Origin of the sequence: Pseudomonas reinekei, assembly GCF_001945365.1 — a bacterium.
In the GTDB taxonomy this organism is placed as follows: domain Bacteria; phylum Pseudomonadota; class Gammaproteobacteria; order Pseudomonadales; family Pseudomonadaceae; genus Aquipseudomonas; species Aquipseudomonas reinekei.
Genome location: NZ_MSTQ01000012.1, coordinates 118,549 through 134,762 on the forward strand (window position 1 = coordinate 118,549; position 16,214 = coordinate 134,762).

The window sequence follows — 16,214 nt, forward strand, 5'->3', positions numbered from 1 at the left end:
AGGAACTGCCGGAGGCCGCGATCTTTTTTTCAGGCGGCGATTAACCGCGATCCTTACCCCGCAACATGCTGTCCAGCACCTCATCGCGCCGCACCCAGCCGTGAAACAACGCCGCCGCCAAATGCAGCAACACCGTCAGAAACAGCAGATAAGCCAGATACCCGTGCGCTTTGCGCAAAAACGCGAACAGCTGCGCGTTGGCGGACACAATCGACGGTAATTGCAGCGAATTGCTGAGCATCACCGGTTCGCCCGACGCCGAAATCATCGCCCAACCCAGCAGTGGCAGAATCAGCATCAAGGCGTACAGCAAGAAGTGGGATGCCTTGGCGGCCAGCGATTGCCAGCCCGGCAGGTCTGCTGGCAGCGGCGGCTGTGGGGTGGAAAAACGCACAACAAGACGCACGATGACCAGCAGCAAAATTGCAACGCCTAAAGGTTTGTGCAGATTGATCAGCCATTCATGACGCTCGGATACCGAGGCGACCATGCCCGCGCCGATGAACAGCATGGCGATGATCATCAACGCCATCAGCCAATGCAGCAGTCGCGCCAAGGGAGCGAAATGGTTCGGTTGGGCGTTCATTGCTGGGCCTCCTGTTTGGCGGCGGGTAACTGGCTGACTTCGCTGGTGCGGCGCAGGTAGGAGTTGGCGTAACCGGCAGAACGTGCGGCGAGCAACGGGTCGTCGGAACCTTCGATACCGGCAGGCAGTACCAGTGGGTCGTAATTGATATCACGGCATTCGCCGTCGAGTTGCGGCTGGGTTTTATCCAGCACCAGGGTGCCGGCGTTCAACACTTTGCGCCCTTCAGGCCAGGCTTTGCTGGCGTCGTTCACCGGGTCGCCAGGGTTGGCCAGGGTGATGTTCAACTGCCAACGCAACGGTCCAGCGGCGATGCGTTGAACCAGGTCTTTTTCCAGATAATCGCTGCCCTCCGGGGCCGTCGCGCCCGGTGCATCTTGAGCCACCGGCACCATGCTCCAGCGCACCGCCTGCCGTTGTCCAGCGGCGTTCACCAGGTAAAACGCGTTGACGCTGTTGTAGGTTTCCGTCACGTAACTGGCCGACGGCTTGGCGGTCTTGATCCAGGCCAGGAACGGTCCGGCCTCCGGATGTGAACCGAAAAATGCTGGCACAGCCTTGGGGTCCGGTTTGCCGGTGGCCGGATCCGGTGATTGCGCCTGCTGCAATTGATAGAACGCCTCGGGCGTGGCCACCGGGAACACCGGCATGCTGTTCATCCCGGTGCGCCATTGCTGGCCGTTGGCCTGGGTGAAGCGCAACGCCAGGCTGCGGATGGGCACGCCACTGTCCGGCGCATAAGGATTACCGGCTGGCAAAGCAAAACGTCCAACCACCGGTGTTCGCGGGTCGTTAAACACCTGGGCGCTGGAATAACTGCGCGCCTCGCCGCTGCTCTCGAAATGACCGATCACGCACACGCCTTTGGAGTGGTTGCGGCGGAATCCCGGGTGCACACCGTTGTTGGTCTCCAGCACATTGATCAGCTTTTTCGGCGTCAGGCGCTGGGGGTCAAAGGTGCCATTGACGTAGGCAAACGCCCCGGCGACGACAGCGACGACAACAGCGATGCCCGCCAGACGCAAGATCAGGCTCGCAGTGCTCAGGGGTGGCCGGGTGGGCGGCGATGATCGATCTACCATGAATAACTCCAGGCCATCGGCCACAGATGAGAAGAATCAAGCAGACGAACCGCGCGCAGGTTTATTCCAGCGGGCGATATTTATTTTTTCAGCCGTGGAATAACCTCCGGTACCGGGCGTCTTCCTAGTCCCAAGCGTAGTGACTCATCAGAACTTCATGAACGATATCGACGAACAACTGAGAGAAATCATTCCCAGATTGCGCCGGTTTGCGGTGTCGTTGACGCGCAACGCCAGCAGCGCCGACGACCTGGTGCAAGCCAGTCTGGAGCGTGCGCTGTCGAATTGGGGCAGCAGACATAGCGACGGAGATTTGCGCGCCTGGCTGTTTTCGATTCTGTATCGACAATTTCTCGATGCGCACCGACGCACAAGGCGCTATGCGCGAATGCTCGAATTTTTTACCGGACGCGACGATGCGCAGCCTTCCGTAGAGCGCACCGTGATCGCCCAATCGACTCTCGAAGCCTTCGACCGACTGCCTGCTGAACAGCGCGCATTGCTGCTGTGGGTGTCAGTGGAAGGCCTGAGTTATAAAGAGGTCGCCGAAATTCTCGACGTCCCCACCGGCACCGTGATGTCCCGCCTGTCCCGGGCCCGACAGGCCTTGCGCCAACTCAGTGAAGGCGAAATCACCCGCCCTGCCCTGCGGAGACTCAAATGATCAGCATGCCCCCAAGCGAGCGTGACTTGCACGCCTACGTCGACCACCAACTCAGCGAGCAAGATCGACGTCTGGTTGAGACTTTTCTCGCAAGTAATCCGCAGGTTGCCATGCAAGTACGCGCCTGGCAGCAAGATGCCCAGCAACTGCGGGCGGCCCTGAGTGGCGCGTTGCAGCAACCGGCCAATCCGGAACTCGATCCCCTCATGATTCGCCAACGTCTGAAACGCCGATCGCGCCGCCATCTGGCCAGCGCAGCCATGTTGCTGATCGCCGTCAGTATCGGTGGCTTCGGTGGCTGGCAGGCCCGGGAAATGACTTTCGTCAGCACTCAACTGCCGATGACTGATGCCTTGCAGGCCTATCGCCTGATTGCCCAGCAAGGTTTTTTGCCAGCGGACTACAAGGCCAGCGACGACGGCGACATGCAGGGCTGGCTCGACCGTTACTTCATCCAGGCCTATCGTCTGCCCGATTTTGCCGGCGCCGGGTTCAAACCGGTGAGTGGGCGCTTGCTCAGCACCGAACAGGGGCCGGCGGCGATGGTGGTCTACGAGAATCAGGGCGGTCAGAAGATCAGCTTTTACGTGCGCCCGCCGGGACCGAAAAATAACCTGCTGCCAAGGGGCAGCCGCAGCGATGGCGGGTTGCAGGCCGAATATTGGTCCGGAGGTGGTTACAACTACGCGATGGTCAGCCCGACGGATACGCCGGCTGCGCAGTTGCTGAGGCAGAAGGTGCAATTCTGACGCCCCCTTTGCAGGAGCCAGCTTGCTGCCTCCTACAGGGTGACTCAACCATCACCCCTGCCCAAATACCTGCGAAGGTCGTCGCAGCAGCGGATCGAACGGGTTGATCCGCGGCCCGATCAGCGCCGCTTCCCGCTTGAGCATGTCCACCACCGTCGGCAAGCGATCGGGCCCCAGCCGGTCCGTCACGGTCGCCACACTCAACGCTGCCACTGCCCGCCCTTCACGATCGAGAATCGGCACCGCCACCCCCGCCATGCCCTGCAACACGCCAGTGTTGCGCCCGGCATATCCAAGATTGCGTACGTTCTCGACTTCCGAGCGCAGGAACACTTCGTCGTACAAGTGAAAATCCTTCAACCGGGGCAAGTTGTAGTGGATCACCGTGTCCCGCTCTTCTTCCGGCAGGAACGCCAGAATTGCCAGGCTGCCCTGACCCACGCCCAACGCTACGCGACCGCCGATGTCGCCGGTGAACGTTCGAATCGGAAACGGCCCTTCACTGCGGTCCAGGCAAATCGCATCGAAACCACTGCGCGCCAGCAAAAACAATGAGTCACCCAACGAGGCCGACAGCCGCAACAGCGACGGACGCACCAGTTCACGCAAGTTGCCACTGTTGCCCGCGCGGGCGGCCAGAGCGAAAAAATCCAGGCTCAGGCGATAGCGTTTGCTGCGCGCATCCTGCTCAACCATGCCCTCGTCCATCAGGCTGCGCAGCAAACGGTGGGTGGTCGGTTGCGACAAGCCGATGTGTTGGGCCAATTGTGTGACCCGCTCGCCCCCTTCGACGGTATCGCCCAAGGCACGCAGCACCGCAAACAACCTTGAGACGGCGCCGACACCGACCTCATTTTTCGTTTCATTCCGCTCAATGGAATATGACATTTAGTTTCTCGACAATTAATTTACTGATCGAATAAAACTGAAAATAGTTATCGCCTCAGTGAAATAGGCCATTGAGCCCATCCTAGTCTTCGTCCTAATCTGCGTCCAGACAGGGGCGATTCGAACAACAGCGGCAGCCGACTCAAGTCGAGCGCCAACGCACCCCGCAACATCCTTTCGTATCTGCCCATACAAAAAAGCGCGCCTTCGGGCGACGCATAACAAGCTCAGGTGGAGGCGCAGTCATGGCTTTTGTGCAACTTGAAAAACTCGGCAAACGCTACGGGGAAATCGACGCCGTGGTCGCCACCGATCTTTCGGTGGAAAAAGGCGAGTTCGTTTCCCTGCTCGGCCCTTCCGGGTGCGGCAAGACCACTACCCTGCAAATGATCGCCGGCTTCGTCGACGTCACCAGCGGACGCATCGTGCTCGATGGCCGCGACATCACCCACGCCAAGCCCGCGAGCCGTGGACTGGGCGTGGTGTTCCAGAGTTACGCGCTATTCCCGCACATGACCGTCAAAGACAACGTCGCCTTCGGCCTGCGCATGCGCAAGGTGCCGAGCGCCGAAATCCAGCAACGGGTGGATCGGGTGCTGAAACTGGTGCGTCTGCATCAGCACGCCGAGCGTTACCCGCGAGAGCTTTCCGGTGGCCAGCGCCAGCGTGTCGCCCTGGCCCGGGCGCTGGTGATCCAGCCGCCGGTATTGCTGCTCGATGAACCGCTGTCCAACCTCGACGCCAACCTGCGCGAAGAAATGCAATTCGAGATCCGCCGTATCCAGCGCGAAGTCGGGATCACCACGCTGATGGTCACCCACGACCAGTCCGAAGCGCTGTCGATCAGTGACCGTGTAGTGGTGATGCAGGCCGGACGCATCACCCAGATCGATGCGCCCTACACCCTCTACGAACACCCGCGCACCGAATTCATTTCCGGGTTCGTCGGCAAGGCCAATCTGCTGCCCGGCGAACGTGACAACAGCGGCGTGGTTCAAGTGTGCAACCGTGGCGAGGGCGATCTGACCCTCAGTCTGCGCCCGGAGAAAATCGATCTGCGTGACGCCGGTCAGGGCCGCTTGCAAGGCAAGATTGCCAGTCGCTTCTTTCTCGGCAGCCAGTGGCTCTATAGCGTCGCGACCGCTCTCGGTGAACTCTGCGTGGTGCGCCGCAACGATGGCTCGGCACCGCTGAGCGAAGGCACGGCCGTCGGCCTCGATTGGGATGCCGCACTCCTGCGCGTGCTGACTGTCGACGAGGTGAGCGCATGAGAGCATTCGCCGCCATCCGCCAGGGGCGCCAAGGCTATCTGCTGTCGGCGCCGGCTCTGGCCTTGTACATTGGTCTGCTGCTGATTCCGCTGGGGTTGACGCTGGTGCTGTCGTTCAACGTCTTCGACTACAACTCCGGCATCAACGGCAACGCCTTCACCGTCGAACACTACAGCAGCCTGCTGGGTGATCCGTACTTCTATGAAATCTTCCTGCGGACCCTGTGGATCAGCGCCCTGACCACCCTGCTCTGCGTGCTGATCGGCGTTCCCGAGGCTTACATCCTCAGCCGCATGGGCACCCCGTGGCGTTCGATTTTCCTGATCCTGATCCTCACCCCGCTGTTGATTTCGGTGGTGGTGCGCGCGTTTGGCTGGAGCCTGCTGCTCGGCGCCGATGGCCTGGTCAACCAGACCCTGCAAGCCTTCGGCGGCTCGCCGGTGAAACTGCTCTATACGCCGTTCGCCGTGGTGATCGCACTGGTCCACGTGATGCTGCCGTTCATGATCATTCCGGTCTGGACCTCGTTGCAGAAACTCGACCCGGCTGCCGAGCAAGCCGCGCTGTCGCTGGGTGCCAGCCAGTTCACCGTGATTCGCCAGGTGGTGCTGCCGCAGATCATGCCCGGCGTGTTGTCCGGCACCCTGATCGTGTTCGGCCTCGCCGCCAGCTCTTTCGCGATACCCGGCCTGCTCGGCGGACGGCGCCTGAAGATGGTCGCCACGCTGATCTACGACCAGTACCTGTCGGAGCTCAACTGGCCCATGGGCGCGGCGATTGCCGTGGCCCTGCTGCTCATCAACCTGCTGATCATGCTGTCGTGGAACCGCATGATCGAAGGCCGCTACAAGAAGTCATTGGGATAATTCGTCATGTCCAGGAACGGTCCTTTCGCCCTGCTGTTTCATACCCTCGTGGTGCTGTTCATGATGGCGCCGCTGGTCGTGGTGTGCCTGGTGGCTTTTACCCCGGAAAACACCCTGAGCCTGCCGACCACGGAGTTTTCCCTGCGCTGGTTCCGTGCCGTGTTCGAGCGCGCCGACTTTGTCGATGCGTTCTACAACAGCCTGATCCTGGCGTTCAGCGCCGCCTCGCTGGCGACAATGATTGCGGTGCCTGCCGCGCTGGCAATCACCCGTTTCGAGTTTCCCGGCCGGGACTTTCTCAATGGGTTGTTCCTGTCCCCAATCATCATTCCGCACCTGGTGCTCGGGGTGGCGCTGCTGCGTCTGTTCGCATTGATGGGGGTCAACGGCAGCTTTGCCTGGCTGATCTTCGCCCATGTGCTGGTGATCACGCCGTATGTGCTGCGGCTGGTATTGGCCTCGGCCATTGGCCTGGATCGCAGTGCCGAACATGCCGCGCAATCGCTGGGCGCCGGGCGCTTCACGCTGTTCCGGCAGATCACGCTGCCGATGATCCTGCCCGGCGTGGCGGGGGGCTGGCTGTTGGCGTTCATCAACAGTTTCGACGAGGTCACGCTGTCGATCTTCGTTACCTCGCCAGCCACACAAACCTTGCCGGTGCGCATGTATGTGTACGCCACCGAATCCATCGATCCGATGATGGCGGCGGTATCGGCGCTGGTGATCGCCCTGACGGCGCTGACCATGATTTTGCTGGATCGGGTTTATGGCCTGGATCGGGTTCTGGTAGGTAAACAATGAGGTCGCCATGGCGCTGCTGAAACGACTGGCCGAAGGCGATCGCCCGGCCCTGGACTTCACCCTCGACGGTCAACCGGCCAGCGGTTTGCTCGGCGACACCGTGCTGACGGCGGTGCTGACCTGTGGCGAACACTTGCGCGGCAGTGACTTCAGCGCCGAACCCCGCGCCGGTTTCTGCCTGATGGGAGCCTGCCAGGACTGCTGGGTACGCCTGGGCGATGGCCGCCGGGTGCGCGCCTGCTCGACGCTGCTTGAAGCCGGACAACAGATCAACCGCGAACCGGGGCGATCGTTATGAACATGAAGTCCATCGGTAGAAACCGGATCCCCTGTGGGAGCGAGCCTGCTCGCGATAGCAATCTCTCAGGCACCTCCCCTGTTTGCCGTATCGTCGCCCTCGCGAGCAGGCTCGCTCCCACCGAGGGACGGTCATGACGCCGGTGGTCATCATCGGCGCCGGCCCCGCCGGTATCCGAGCAGCACAAACGCTGGTTGCCCATGGCGTGCGCCCGGTGCTTCTGGACGAAGCGGCGCGTGGCGGTGGGCAGATTTATCGGCGTCAGCCGGCCAACTTCAAACGTTCAGCGGTCAAGCTGTACGGCTTCGAAGCGCGCAAGGCCAGTGCGTTGCACCAGACCATTGACACCCTGCGCGATCAGCTCGATTACCGCCCGGAGACGCTGGTGTGGAACGCCGAGGACGGCGCACTCGATACCTTGCAGGACGGCCATGCCGCACGGCTGGAGTTCTCACAGGTGATCGTCGCCACCGGCGCCACCGACCGTATTCTGCCGGTGCCGGGCTGGACCTTGCCCGGGGTCTACAGCCTCGGCGCTGCGCAAATCGCCTTGAAGTTCCAGGGCTGCGCCATCGGCGAACGTGTGGTGTTCGCCGGGAGCGGACCGTTGCTGTACCTGGTCGCCTACCAATACGCCAAGGCCGGTGCGAACGTCGTCGCAGTGCTCGACAGCTCGCCGTTCAGCGCACAAGCCCGCGCCCTGCCCGCCCTGCTATCGCAACCGGCCACGCTGGCCAAAGGCATTTATTACCGTGGCTGGCTGACCGCTCACGGCATCCCGGTGCATCAAGGAGCGACCTTGAACAGCATCGAGGGCGAACGACGCGCGCAGGCGCTGAGTTGGTCCGACTCGAACGGCCAGCATCAACTGGACTGCGACGCCGTCGCCTTCGCCCACGGCTTGCGCAGCGAAACTCAACTCGCCGATCTGCTCGGCTGTGAGTTTGCCTGGAACCCGCTCAACCGCGCCTGGCTGCCGACGCGTGACAGCGCCGGACGCAGCAGCGTTGCGCAGGTGTACCTGGCCGGTGACGGCGCCGGCATCATGGGCGCCGATGCGGCGGAAATGGCCGGAGAGCGCGCAGCGTTAGCACTGCTCGAAGACATCGGCTACCTGATCGCGCCGCAACGCGCCGTGCAACTGGAACAGTCGTTGTCCCGCATTGGTGATTTTCGACAAGGGCTGGAACGCGCCTTTGCCTTTCCCGAACACTGGGCTGCCGAGGTCGCCGATGACGTAATGGTCTGCCGCTGCGAAGAAGTCCGTGCCGGCGATATTCGTGAAGTCGTGCGCGAAGGCCATTGGGAAATCAATCGAGTCAAGGCGCACTGCCGGGTCGGCATGGGCCGCTGCCAAGGCCGGATGTGTGGTGCCTCGGCGGCGGAAATCATTGCCTGCGAGAGCCAGCGTGATGTGTCCGAGATCGGTCGGCTGCGAGCGCAGGCGCCAATCAAGCCTTTACCTTTTGGCCTGGAGGTCGAAGCATGATCGACGTCGACGCAGTGATCATCGGCGGCGGCATCGTCGGCGCTTCAGCCGCGTTGTTCCTTGGCCAGGCCGGTCAGCGTGTCGTGCTGCTGGAAAGGGATTTTTGCGGTTCGCACTCCAGCGGAGTGAATTACGGCGGCGTGCGCCGGCAGGGTCGTCCGTTATCGCAGTTGCCGCTGTCGCAACAGGCCCATGCCATCTGGGCGCGGTTGCCGCAATTGATCGGCATCGACGGCGAATATCAACGCAGCGGCCATCTGAAACTGGCACGCAGCGTTGATGACTTGCGCGCGCTGCAAGATTACGCCGCCAGTAGCCAGGGTTTCGGCCTTGATCTGCAAATACTCGACCGTGAGCAATTGCGCACGCGTTTTCCATGGGTCGGCGACGTGGCGGTAGGTGCTTCATATTGCCCGGATGACGGACACGCCAACCCGCGACTGGTGTCTCCGGCGTTCGCCCAGGCCGCACGACGGCATGGCGCGCAGGTGCATGAACAGTGTGCGGTGAGCGCAGTTGAACATGACGGCCAGCGTTTTCGCGTCCGCACGCAAACCGGACTGGAATGGCGCGCGCCCTGGTTGTTGAACTGCGCCGGCGCCTGGGCCGGCAACCTCGCTGCGCAATTTGGCGAGCCGGTGCCGATGCATTCCGGACACCCGGCGATGCTGGTCACGGAACCCTTGCCGTGGGTGATGGACGCCAGCACCGGCGTCGAGGGTGGCGGTATCTATGCCCGCCAGGTAGCACGCGGCAACTGCGTGTTGGGCGGCGGCCAGGGTTTTGCCCTGGACAACGTCCGTGCCCGCCCCGGCCAAAGCGCGGTGCTGGAAATCCTTCGCCAGGCGGTCGAGCTCTACCCGTTTCTTGAAGGTGCCCAGGCGATTCGCACCTGGAGCGGCACCGAAGGTTACCTGCCCGATCGCCAACCGGTGATCGGCCACAGCCGCACCCGGCCGGGTCTGCTGCATGCGTTTGGCTTTGCCGGCGCCGGATTCCAGATCGGTCCGGCGGTGGGTCAGGCACTCACCGAGATCATCTGTAGCGGCGCGTCAAAGACGTCGCTGGATGCGTTTTCCATCAACCGTTTTCACTCCATTTCCGTAGCTTGATAGAGGAAGGTCGCGCCCATGAAAAACTTCAAACGCACTGCTCTGCTCGGTTTGTCCTGCATGAGTGCCCTGCTCACCGTCACCCAGGCCCACGCCGAGCCGACGCTTTACCTGGGCATGAACGGCGGGACCATGGAGCGGCTCTATGCCGACAAGGTGCTACCGGATTTCGAGAAGGCCAACCACGTCAAAGTGGTCATCGTGCCCGGCACCTCCGCCGACATCCTGGCCAAGGTCCAGGCCAGCAAAGGCAACCCGCAGATGCACGTGATGTTCCTCGACGACGGCATCATGTACCGCGCCATCGCCATGGGCCTGTGCGACAAGCTGCAAGACAGCCCGACCCTGCAAGAGATTCCGGCCAAGGGGCGGATCAAGGATGAGGCTGTGGCGGTCAGCCTCGGCGTCACCGGGCTGGCCTACAACACGCGCCTGTTCAAGGAGAAAGGCTGGGCTGCGCCGACCTCGTGGATGGACATGGCCGACCCCCGTTTCAAGGACAAACTGGTGTTCCAGTCAATGGCGTCTTCGACGTTCGGGCTGCATGGGTTCCTGATGTTCAACCGGATACAGGGCGGCAATGAAACCAACGTCGACCCGGGCTTCAAAGCCTGGCCGAACAGCGTCGGGCGCAACGTGCTGGAGTACATTCCGAGCTCGGCGAAGATTTCCGAAATGCTGCAGACCGACGAAGCTGCATTGTTCCCGCTGACACCGACCCAGGTCACCGCGCTCAAACTCAAGGGCATGCCGGTGGAATACGCCCAACCGAAGGAAGGCGCCGTGGTGCTCAACGTTGCCGAATGCGCGATCGCCAACAACACCCAACCGGAACTGGCGCAGAAACTGGCTGCGTTCCTGTTGACGCCTGAAGCCCAGGCCGCCGCGCTTGAAGAGGGTGACCAGATTCCTTCCAACCCGAATACCCCGACCACCGACCGCACCCGTGGACAGGTCGAGGCGATGAAGCAATATCTGGAAACCGCGATTGCCGTGGATTGGGACCAGGTCAACGAACAGCGCCCGGCCTGGAATGCTCGCTGGAACCGGAGTATTGAGCGGTAGGGACCTGTACTGCCGTGACGGCGACATAGCGGTCCGCGCTAGTGGCGGGTTTGGACGAATACTCCTTGCAGGAGCCGGCAAGTCGGGCTCCTGCAAGGGCTGGGGACATCCGTCACTTCGTCCAGCCCTCTTAAAACGGGATATAACCTGTACAAACTGCAACATTCTGTCCAATAGTCCCGGGTTTTCGTCGACACAACTGGAAGCCAAATTACCCGACTGGTTAAACTATGCCGCCGCAGGTCGGGGAGCCTGCCTGAAGATTACGGGGTGACATCACATTGGCCGTTCGACCGACCAACCGTTCGCGACTCACACCGCGCTGGCCGTCGTTGCGCCGCCTCTTTGGCAAGGCATCAACCGCGCCCGTCTGCGGCTCGGCAAACGATCGGGTCATCCTCGACTATTTTCATCACAAGGCCCGCACCCAGGGCTACACCCTCAGTCACAGCCAGCAACGGGTGATCGACTGCATGGCGCAGCACGCCAGCTCACTGCTTGAAGCCGGGGCCAAGCACCTGCCCGGGCTTTATCTGCATGGCGCCGTGGGCCGTGGCAAGAGCTGGCTGCTCGACGGTTTTTTCCAGGCCATTCCGCTGGCGCAAAAGCAGCGCCTGCATTTCCACGAGTTCTTTGCCCGGCTGCACCAGGGGATGTTCAACCATCGCCAACAACCGGACGCACTGGCCACCACGCTCGATGAACTGCTGAGCGATTGCCGCGTGCTGTGCTTCGACGAGTTTCACGTCCATGACATCGGCGACGCCATGCTGATCACGCGACTGTTCAAGGCGCTGTTTCGCCGAGGCATCCTGCTGCTGGTCACGTCCAACTACCCGCCGGAAGGTCTGCTACCCAACCCGCTCTACCATGCCCGCTTCAAACCGGTGATCGACCTGATCAATGCGCGCATGCAGGTCATGGAAGTCGGCGGGCCACACGACTACCGCAGTCAGGCCAGAACCCATGCCCAGCAGTTGTTCACCCAGGGCCAATACGTCTGGCCCGCGACACCGGCGCAGCGTCGGGCGGCGAACGTGCCAGCCACGGACGTGCCGGCGATTGCCCTGCCTGTTGGCACTCGCCACCTGCCCGCCCGCTACTGTGAAGGACGCGTCGTCGGCTTCACCTTCGCTGATCTGTGCGAGCAGCCCACGGCCGTCATGGATTACCTGGAACTGTGCCGACGCTTCGATCACTGGATCATCGATCAACTGCCCAACCTGGCCGATTGCTCGATCGCCGCGCAACAGCGCTTCATCAATCTGGTGGACGTTTTGTACGATCAGGACAAGCATTTGATTTTGCTCGGGCAACGCTCGTTGCGTGAAAGCCTGGGCGGTGATGCCATTGACCTGGCGCGCACGCGCAGCCGGTTGGGGCAGTTGGTTGAGGTGCGGGAACCGGTTTGATCCCGGGCTTGCGGTAGACAGTAGCGGCCTCATCGCGAGCAAGCTTGCGCCTAGAGGGCGTTTGCCGCGTTCACCGGCTCCTTGTGGGAGCGAGCTTGCTCGCGATGGCGGTCGGACAGGCAACGCATTTTTCCCTATCATGCCGCCCATTCATTCGATCGACAGCGATACCCACTATGCACACCCTCGCACAACTGCGCGCCGGCACGCTGGCAGGCATCACTCGCCTGGACCTCAGCGATAACCTGAGCGAATTCCCCCGGGAAATTTTCGACCTGGCGGATTCGCTGGAAGTGCTCAACCTCAGTGGCAATGCCTTGAGCAGCCTGCCGGACGACTTGCATCGCCTGACCCGTTTGCGCGTGTTGTTCTGCTCGGACAACCGGTTCACCGAACTGCCGGCAAGCCTGGGCCAATGTGCGGCGCTGAGCATGGTCGGCTTCAAGGCCAACCGCATCGAACACGTACCGGGAAATGCACTGCCGCCGCTGCTGCGCTGGCTGATCCTGACCGACAATAACGTCAGCGAACTGCCGAGCGAACTGGGCCAGCGTCCGCACCTGCAAAAGCTCATGCTGGCGGGCAACCGGTTGCAGCAGTTGCCCGACAGTTTGCGAAACTGCCATCGACTTGAATTGATCCGTATTGCCGCCAACCGCCTGACCGGCTTGCCCGAATGGCTGCTGTGCCTGCCGAGCCTGACCTGGCTGGCCTATGCCGGTAACCCGCTGGAAACCGAAGCCGATGCCGCCGCCCTCGAAGCCACCGCGAGCATTGCCTGGTCGCAGCTGCTTCTGGAACAGCCATTGGGCGAAGGCGCTTCCGGGGTGATTCATCGCGCAACGTGGGCCAAACCGGAACAGCCTGCCGCAACGGTTGCCGTCAAACTCTACAAAGGCGAAATGACCAGCGATGGCTCGCCGCTGCACGAAATGAACGCCTGCATCACCGCCGGCATTCATCCCAACCTGATTCGCGTAGAAGGCCGGATTATCGATCACCCGCAGCAAACCGACGGGCTGGTGATGCAACTGATCGACCCAAGCTACCGCAACCTCGCCGGGCTGCCGAGCCTGGCGTCCTGCAGCCGCGACGTCTATGCCGATGACACCCGCTTCACCGCCGCTGTCGCCCTGCGTATCGCCCGGGGCATTGCTTCGGCGGCCGGGCATCTGCACCAACAAGGTATCACCCACGGTGACCTGTATGGCCACAACATTTTGTGCAACGAGCACGGTGATTGCCTGTTGGGAGATTTTGGCGCGGCGTCATTCCATGCCACGCAAGACAACCTGGAAAGCCGCGCCTTGCAACGGATCGAGGTGCGGGCGTTCGGGGTGTTGTTGGGGGAATTGCTGGAGCGAATTACGTCGGGGTTAAGCGAAGAAGAGCGTCTGCGCCTGGAGGATTTGCAGCAGCGCTGCTGTCAGCCGCAGGTGCTGGCCCGGCCGGGGTTTGATGAGGTTGTTCAGGCGTTGGCAGTGCTTAACGCCGACAGCTGACAGCCCGTACAAAAATCTGTGGCGAGGGAGCTTGCTCCCTCGCCACAGGTCAGGTCAAAGCCTGTCCGGCTTAACCCGCCAACCCGACAAACATGTCCTGCACGTCATCGTGGTTATCGAGGCCTTCCAGGAAGGCTTCGACTTCAGCCATCTGCTCATCGCTCAGGCCGCTGACCGGGTTCTTCGGCTGGTAGCCCAGTTTGGCCGACAGCACGGTGAAGCCTTGCTCTGGCAGGGCTTTCTGGACCGCGTCGAGGTCGGTAGGTTCGGTCAGGAACAGGGTCGCGCCGTCTTCACCCGGCTCGAAATCCTGGGCGCCGGCTTCGATCGCGGCCATTTCCGGATCGGCGTCCGGAGTGTCCGGCGAGGCTTCGATCATGCCCACGTGGTTGAAGTCCCAGGCCACCGAGCCGGAAGCGCCCAACTGGCCCTTGCGGAATGCGACGCGGATTTCAGCGACGGTGCGGTTGATGTTGTCGGTCACGCATTCAACGATCAACGGCACTTGATGCGGTGCGAACCCTTCGTATGTCACGCGATGGTATTGCACGGTTTCGCCCAACAGGCCCGCACCTTTCTTGATGGCGCGATCCAGTGTTTCCTTGGGCATCGACGCTTTCTTGGCCTGTTCCACTACCAGACGCAAGTGTGCGTTGGTGGCGGTATCGGCACCGTTGCGTGCAGCAATGGTGATTTCCTTCACCAGTTTGCCGAAGATCTTCCCCTTGGCGTTAGCTGCCGCTTCTTTGTGTTTAACCTTCCACTGTGCGCCCATTACTCACTCTCTTGTCTATGGCGCCGAGACATCTATTGGCCGACGCATGGCGCCAAGTTTATACGGCCTAAAGTTGGCAATCGACCAAAAATTCTCAGCGGCAGGCATCGACATCTTCAACGGCTTCTGTAGGGCGATTCGGAAACTTCGGTTCACGATGACTATAAGCGTTCGTGGTCTCGTACCCTCAGCACCCGTCCTCCTCGGTAGAAGCCCGTTCGATGCACAACGACAAGGAAAGTCCCTTCACCCTGACACTTCTCGACGACGACTTGAGTCTGCAAGTGGTGCAGTTCAGCGGCCGCGAGGCCCTCAACCAACCCTATCGATTCGATATCGAAGCCATCGGCCTCGCACCGGCCGTGCCCCTTGAGCGGTTGCTGCAACAACCGGCGCGCCTGGTGATCGACCATCACCAGTGCATTCACGGTGTGCTGCACAGCGCCAGTCACGCACATCGCGGGCAACAGCGAATCGGCTACAGACTGGTGCTGGTGCCTGCACTTCAGGCCCTTGATCGGTATAGATCGCGACGCATTTTCCAGCAGCTCAGCGTGCCGATGATCCTGGGTCAACTGCTGCAAGAGCACGGCCTGCCCGACGACAGCTACCGCTTCGAACTCGAGAATGGCGACTATCCCCTGCGGCCCTTTTGCATTCAGTACGAGGAAAGCGACCTCGCGCTGCTGCAACGGCTGTGCGAGGAGGAAGGCATTCATTATCACTTCGAACATGGCGGCGCCGGGCATGTGCTGGTGTTTGCCGATGACAGCCTGAGTTTTCCGCAGGCACCGTTGTTGATGCCTTTTCACAACGACAAGTCAGCGAGTGCTCAATCACCGGTGATCAGCGAGCTATTCCAGCGCCATGATTCACTGCCGTTGCCACCACGGGTCGATGCCCGGGATCGCGGTACACCGGACACCAAGGACGGCGCCGCCAATCACGCCTCCCCGCAAGCGGCCATGCCCTTGCCGCGCCCGGCTCACCCACAGCGCCATTGCGAGCAGCTGAGTCGCCGGCATCTGGAGCGCCTGCGGTGTCTGCAGGTAAAGATCCACGGGCAGAGCAATCACTGCCGATTACGCAGCGGGTGCATTGTGCAAGTGGCTGAACATCCGCTGCCGGGGTTCAACGATCAATGGCTGGTGATCCAGGCGCAGCATCAAGGGCAACAGGATTCGATTCTGCAGCAGGATTCACCCGGTCTGCCCCGTCGTTACCACAATCAGTTCAGCGCGATTCCCTGGTCGACGGTGTTCCGGCCCGCGCTTCAACAAGACCGGCCGCGCATCCCCGGTTTCCAGGCTGCCCGGGTGTGTGGCCCGGCGGGTAAACCGGCGGTTCAGGATGATCTAGGGCGAATCCGGGTGGATGTGTGGCCGGCGCCAACAGGTGATTCCGAAGCGTCAGCCGGTCTCTGGCTGCCGGTGGCGCTGTCGTTGGCGAACGCCGGGGGCGACCCGCCCGCGATGCCCTTGGCTGGTAGCGACGGGCTGGTCAGTTTCCTCGACAGCGACCCCGACCGCCCGGTGTTTTGCACAAGCGTCGGGCAACGCCCATCGCCACAGCCGGTTCGCCCCCAGCCGCGCGGCGACAGCCGTCTGTTGCTCGATTGGCTGGTCAATCGCACCGACCACGAGCTGTAGAAGCA

16 protein-coding genes are annotated in these 16,214 nt (G+C 61.8%); 12 read left to right on the top strand and 4 right to left on the bottom strand.

Features of this window, described 5'->3' with window-relative positions; all coding sequences use genetic code 11:
• Nucleotides 1-40 precede the first annotated feature (40 nt).
• Entirely contained in the window at nt 41-586 is a 546-nt protein-coding gene (locus BVK86_RS19675) for a cytochrome b (RefSeq protein WP_075947986.1), read from the bottom strand.
• Complete coding sequence (locus BVK86_RS19680; protein ID WP_075947987.1) at nt 583-1,668, bottom strand: catalase family peroxidase; 1,086 nt, start codon at nt 1,666-1,668, stop codon at nt 583-585. The genes BVK86_RS19675 and BVK86_RS19680 overlap by 4 nt, the downstream gene beginning before the upstream one ends.
• Before the next feature lie 157 nt (nt 1,669-1,825).
• On the opposite strand from BVK86_RS19680, the gene BVK86_RS19685 reads away from it, so the two are divergent.
• The gene (locus BVK86_RS19685; protein ID WP_075947988.1) at nt 1,826-2,332 is read left to right on the top strand and encodes a sigma-70 family RNA polymerase sigma factor; all 507 of its coding nucleotides are present in this window, start codon (nt 1,826-1,828) and stop codon (nt 2,330-2,332) included.
• The gene (locus BVK86_RS19690) at nt 2,329-3,081 is read left to right on the top strand and encodes an anti-sigma factor family protein (RefSeq protein ID WP_075947989.1); all 753 of its coding nucleotides are present in this window, start codon (nt 2,329-2,331) and stop codon (nt 3,079-3,081) included. Before BVK86_RS19685 ends, BVK86_RS19690 begins: the two co-directional genes overlap by 4 nt.
• Nucleotides 3,082-3,132: 51 nt before the next feature.
• Here BVK86_RS19690 and BVK86_RS19695 read toward each other — a convergent pair whose 3' ends face one another.
• On the bottom strand, nt 3,133-3,969 hold the full coding sequence (locus BVK86_RS19695) for an IclR family transcriptional regulator (RefSeq protein WP_075947990.1): 837 nt from the start codon (nt 3,967-3,969) through the stop codon (nt 3,133-3,135).
• A gap of 245 nt (nt 3,970-4,214) precedes the next feature.
• Between BVK86_RS19695 and BVK86_RS19700 the strand changes: the two genes are divergently transcribed.
• From BVK86_RS19700 to BVK86_RS19740, 9 genes are all read left to right on the top strand, one after another.
• Nucleotides 4,215-5,240 (top strand): ABC transporter ATP-binding protein, encoded by a 1,026-nt coding sequence (locus BVK86_RS19700; protein WP_075947991.1) that lies wholly within the window; start codon nt 4,215-4,217, stop codon nt 5,238-5,240.
• Entirely contained in the window at nt 5,237-6,106 is an 870-nt protein-coding gene (locus BVK86_RS19705) for an ABC transporter permease (protein ID WP_075947992.1), read from the top strand. Before BVK86_RS19700 ends, BVK86_RS19705 begins: the two co-directional genes overlap by 4 nt.
• Before the next feature lie 6 nt (nt 6,107-6,112).
• Nucleotides 6,113-6,907 (top strand): ABC transporter permease, encoded by a 795-nt coding sequence (locus BVK86_RS19710; protein WP_075947993.1) that lies wholly within the window; start codon nt 6,113-6,115, stop codon nt 6,905-6,907.
• Nucleotides 6,908-6,914: 7 nt separating this feature from the next.
• Nucleotides 6,915-7,205: a (2Fe-2S)-binding protein gene (locus BVK86_RS19715; protein ID WP_075947994.1), complete on the top strand. Its 291-nt coding sequence runs from the start codon at nt 6,915-6,917 to the stop codon at nt 7,203-7,205.
• 133 nt (nt 7,206-7,338) lie between these two features.
• Nucleotides 7,339-8,694, top strand: coding sequence for an FAD/NAD(P)-dependent oxidoreductase (locus tag BVK86_RS19720; RefSeq protein WP_075947995.1), 1,356 nt, complete (start codon nt 7,339-7,341; stop codon nt 8,692-8,694).
• Nucleotides 8,691-9,806 carry an NAD(P)/FAD-dependent oxidoreductase gene (locus BVK86_RS19725; RefSeq protein ID WP_075947996.1) on the top strand — a complete coding sequence of 372 codons (1,116 nt, stop codon included), beginning with the start codon at nt 8,691-8,693 and terminating at the stop codon, nt 9,804-9,806. The genes BVK86_RS19720 and BVK86_RS19725 overlap by 4 nt, the downstream gene beginning before the upstream one ends.
• An 18-nt stretch (nt 9,807-9,824) precedes the next feature.
• Nucleotides 9,825-10,871 (top strand): ABC transporter substrate-binding protein, encoded by a 1,047-nt coding sequence (locus tag BVK86_RS19730; RefSeq protein ID WP_075947997.1) that lies wholly within the window; start codon nt 9,825-9,827, stop codon nt 10,869-10,871.
• 281 nt (nt 10,872-11,152) lie between these two features.
• Nucleotides 11,153-12,283, top strand: a complete 1,131-nt coding sequence (gene zapE / locus BVK86_RS19735; protein WP_075947998.1) for a cell division protein ZapE — start codon at nt 11,153-11,155, stop codon at nt 12,281-12,283.
• A gap of 176 nt (nt 12,284-12,459) precedes the next feature.
• The gene (locus BVK86_RS19740; protein WP_075947999.1) at nt 12,460-13,785 is read left to right on the top strand and encodes a leucine-rich repeat-containing protein kinase family protein; all 1,326 of its coding nucleotides are present in this window, start codon (nt 12,460-12,462) and stop codon (nt 13,783-13,785) included.
• 70 nt (nt 13,786-13,855) lie between these two features.
• On the opposite strand, the gene BVK86_RS19745 is transcribed toward BVK86_RS19740, so the two are convergent.
• Nucleotides 13,856-14,560, bottom strand: a complete 705-nt coding sequence (locus BVK86_RS19745) for a YebC/PmpR family DNA-binding transcriptional regulator (RefSeq protein ID WP_008063883.1) — start codon at nt 14,558-14,560, stop codon at nt 13,856-13,858.
• Between the two features lie 221 nt (nt 14,561-14,781).
• Here BVK86_RS19745 and BVK86_RS19750 point away from each other — a divergent pair, with 221 nt between their 5' ends.
• Nucleotides 14,782-16,209 carry a type VI secretion system Vgr family protein gene (locus tag BVK86_RS19750; RefSeq protein WP_075948000.1) on the top strand — a complete coding sequence of 476 codons (1,428 nt, stop codon included), beginning with the start codon at nt 14,782-14,784 and terminating at the stop codon, nt 16,207-16,209.
• Nucleotides 16,210-16,214 lie beyond the last annotated feature (5 nt).

Coding starts and splice junctions, on each gene's coding strand:
- BVK86_RS19715 (WP_075947994.1), top strand. CDS start 6,915: ATGGCGCTGCTGAAACGACTGGCCGAAGGCGATCGCCCGGCCCTGGAC.
- BVK86_RS19730 (WP_075947997.1), top strand. CDS start 9,825: ATGAAAAACTTCAAACGCACTGCTCTGCTCGGTTTGTCCTGCATGAGT.
- BVK86_RS19750 (WP_075948000.1), top strand. CDS start 14,782: ATGCACAACGACAAGGAAAGTCCCTTCACCCTGACACTTCTCGACGAC.
- BVK86_RS19705 (WP_075947992.1), top strand. CDS start 5,237: ATGAGAGCATTCGCCGCCATCCGCCAGGGGCGCCAAGGCTATCTGCTG.
- BVK86_RS19740 (WP_075947999.1), top strand. CDS start 12,460: ATGCACACCCTCGCACAACTGCGCGCCGGCACGCTGGCAGGCATCACT.
- BVK86_RS19720 (WP_075947995.1), top strand. CDS start 7,339: ATGACGCCGGTGGTCATCATCGGCGCCGGCCCCGCCGGTATCCGAGCA.
- BVK86_RS19675 (WP_075947986.1), bottom strand. CDS start 586: ATGAACGCCCAACCGAACCATTTCGCTCCCTTGGCGCGACTGCTGCAT.
- BVK86_RS19745 (WP_008063883.1), bottom strand. CDS start 14,560: ATGGGCGCACAGTGGAAGGTTAAACACAAAGAAGCGGCAGCTAACGCC.
- BVK86_RS19695 (WP_075947990.1), bottom strand. CDS start 3,969: ATGTCATATTCCATTGAGCGGAATGAAACGAAAAATGAGGTCGGTGTC.
- BVK86_RS19725 (WP_075947996.1), top strand. CDS start 8,691: ATGATCGACGTCGACGCAGTGATCATCGGCGGCGGCATCGTCGGCGCT.
- BVK86_RS19690 (WP_075947989.1), top strand. CDS start 2,329: ATGATCAGCATGCCCCCAAGCGAGCGTGACTTGCACGCCTACGTCGAC.
- BVK86_RS19700 (WP_075947991.1), top strand. CDS start 4,215: ATGGCTTTTGTGCAACTTGAAAAACTCGGCAAACGCTACGGGGAAATC.
- BVK86_RS19685 (WP_075947988.1), top strand. CDS start 1,826: ATGAACGATATCGACGAACAACTGAGAGAAATCATTCCCAGATTGCGC.
- BVK86_RS19680 (WP_075947987.1), bottom strand. CDS start 1,668: ATGGTAGATCGATCATCGCCGCCCACCCGGCCACCCCTGAGCACTGCG.
- BVK86_RS19710 (WP_075947993.1), top strand. CDS start 6,113: ATGTCCAGGAACGGTCCTTTCGCCCTGCTGTTTCATACCCTCGTGGTG.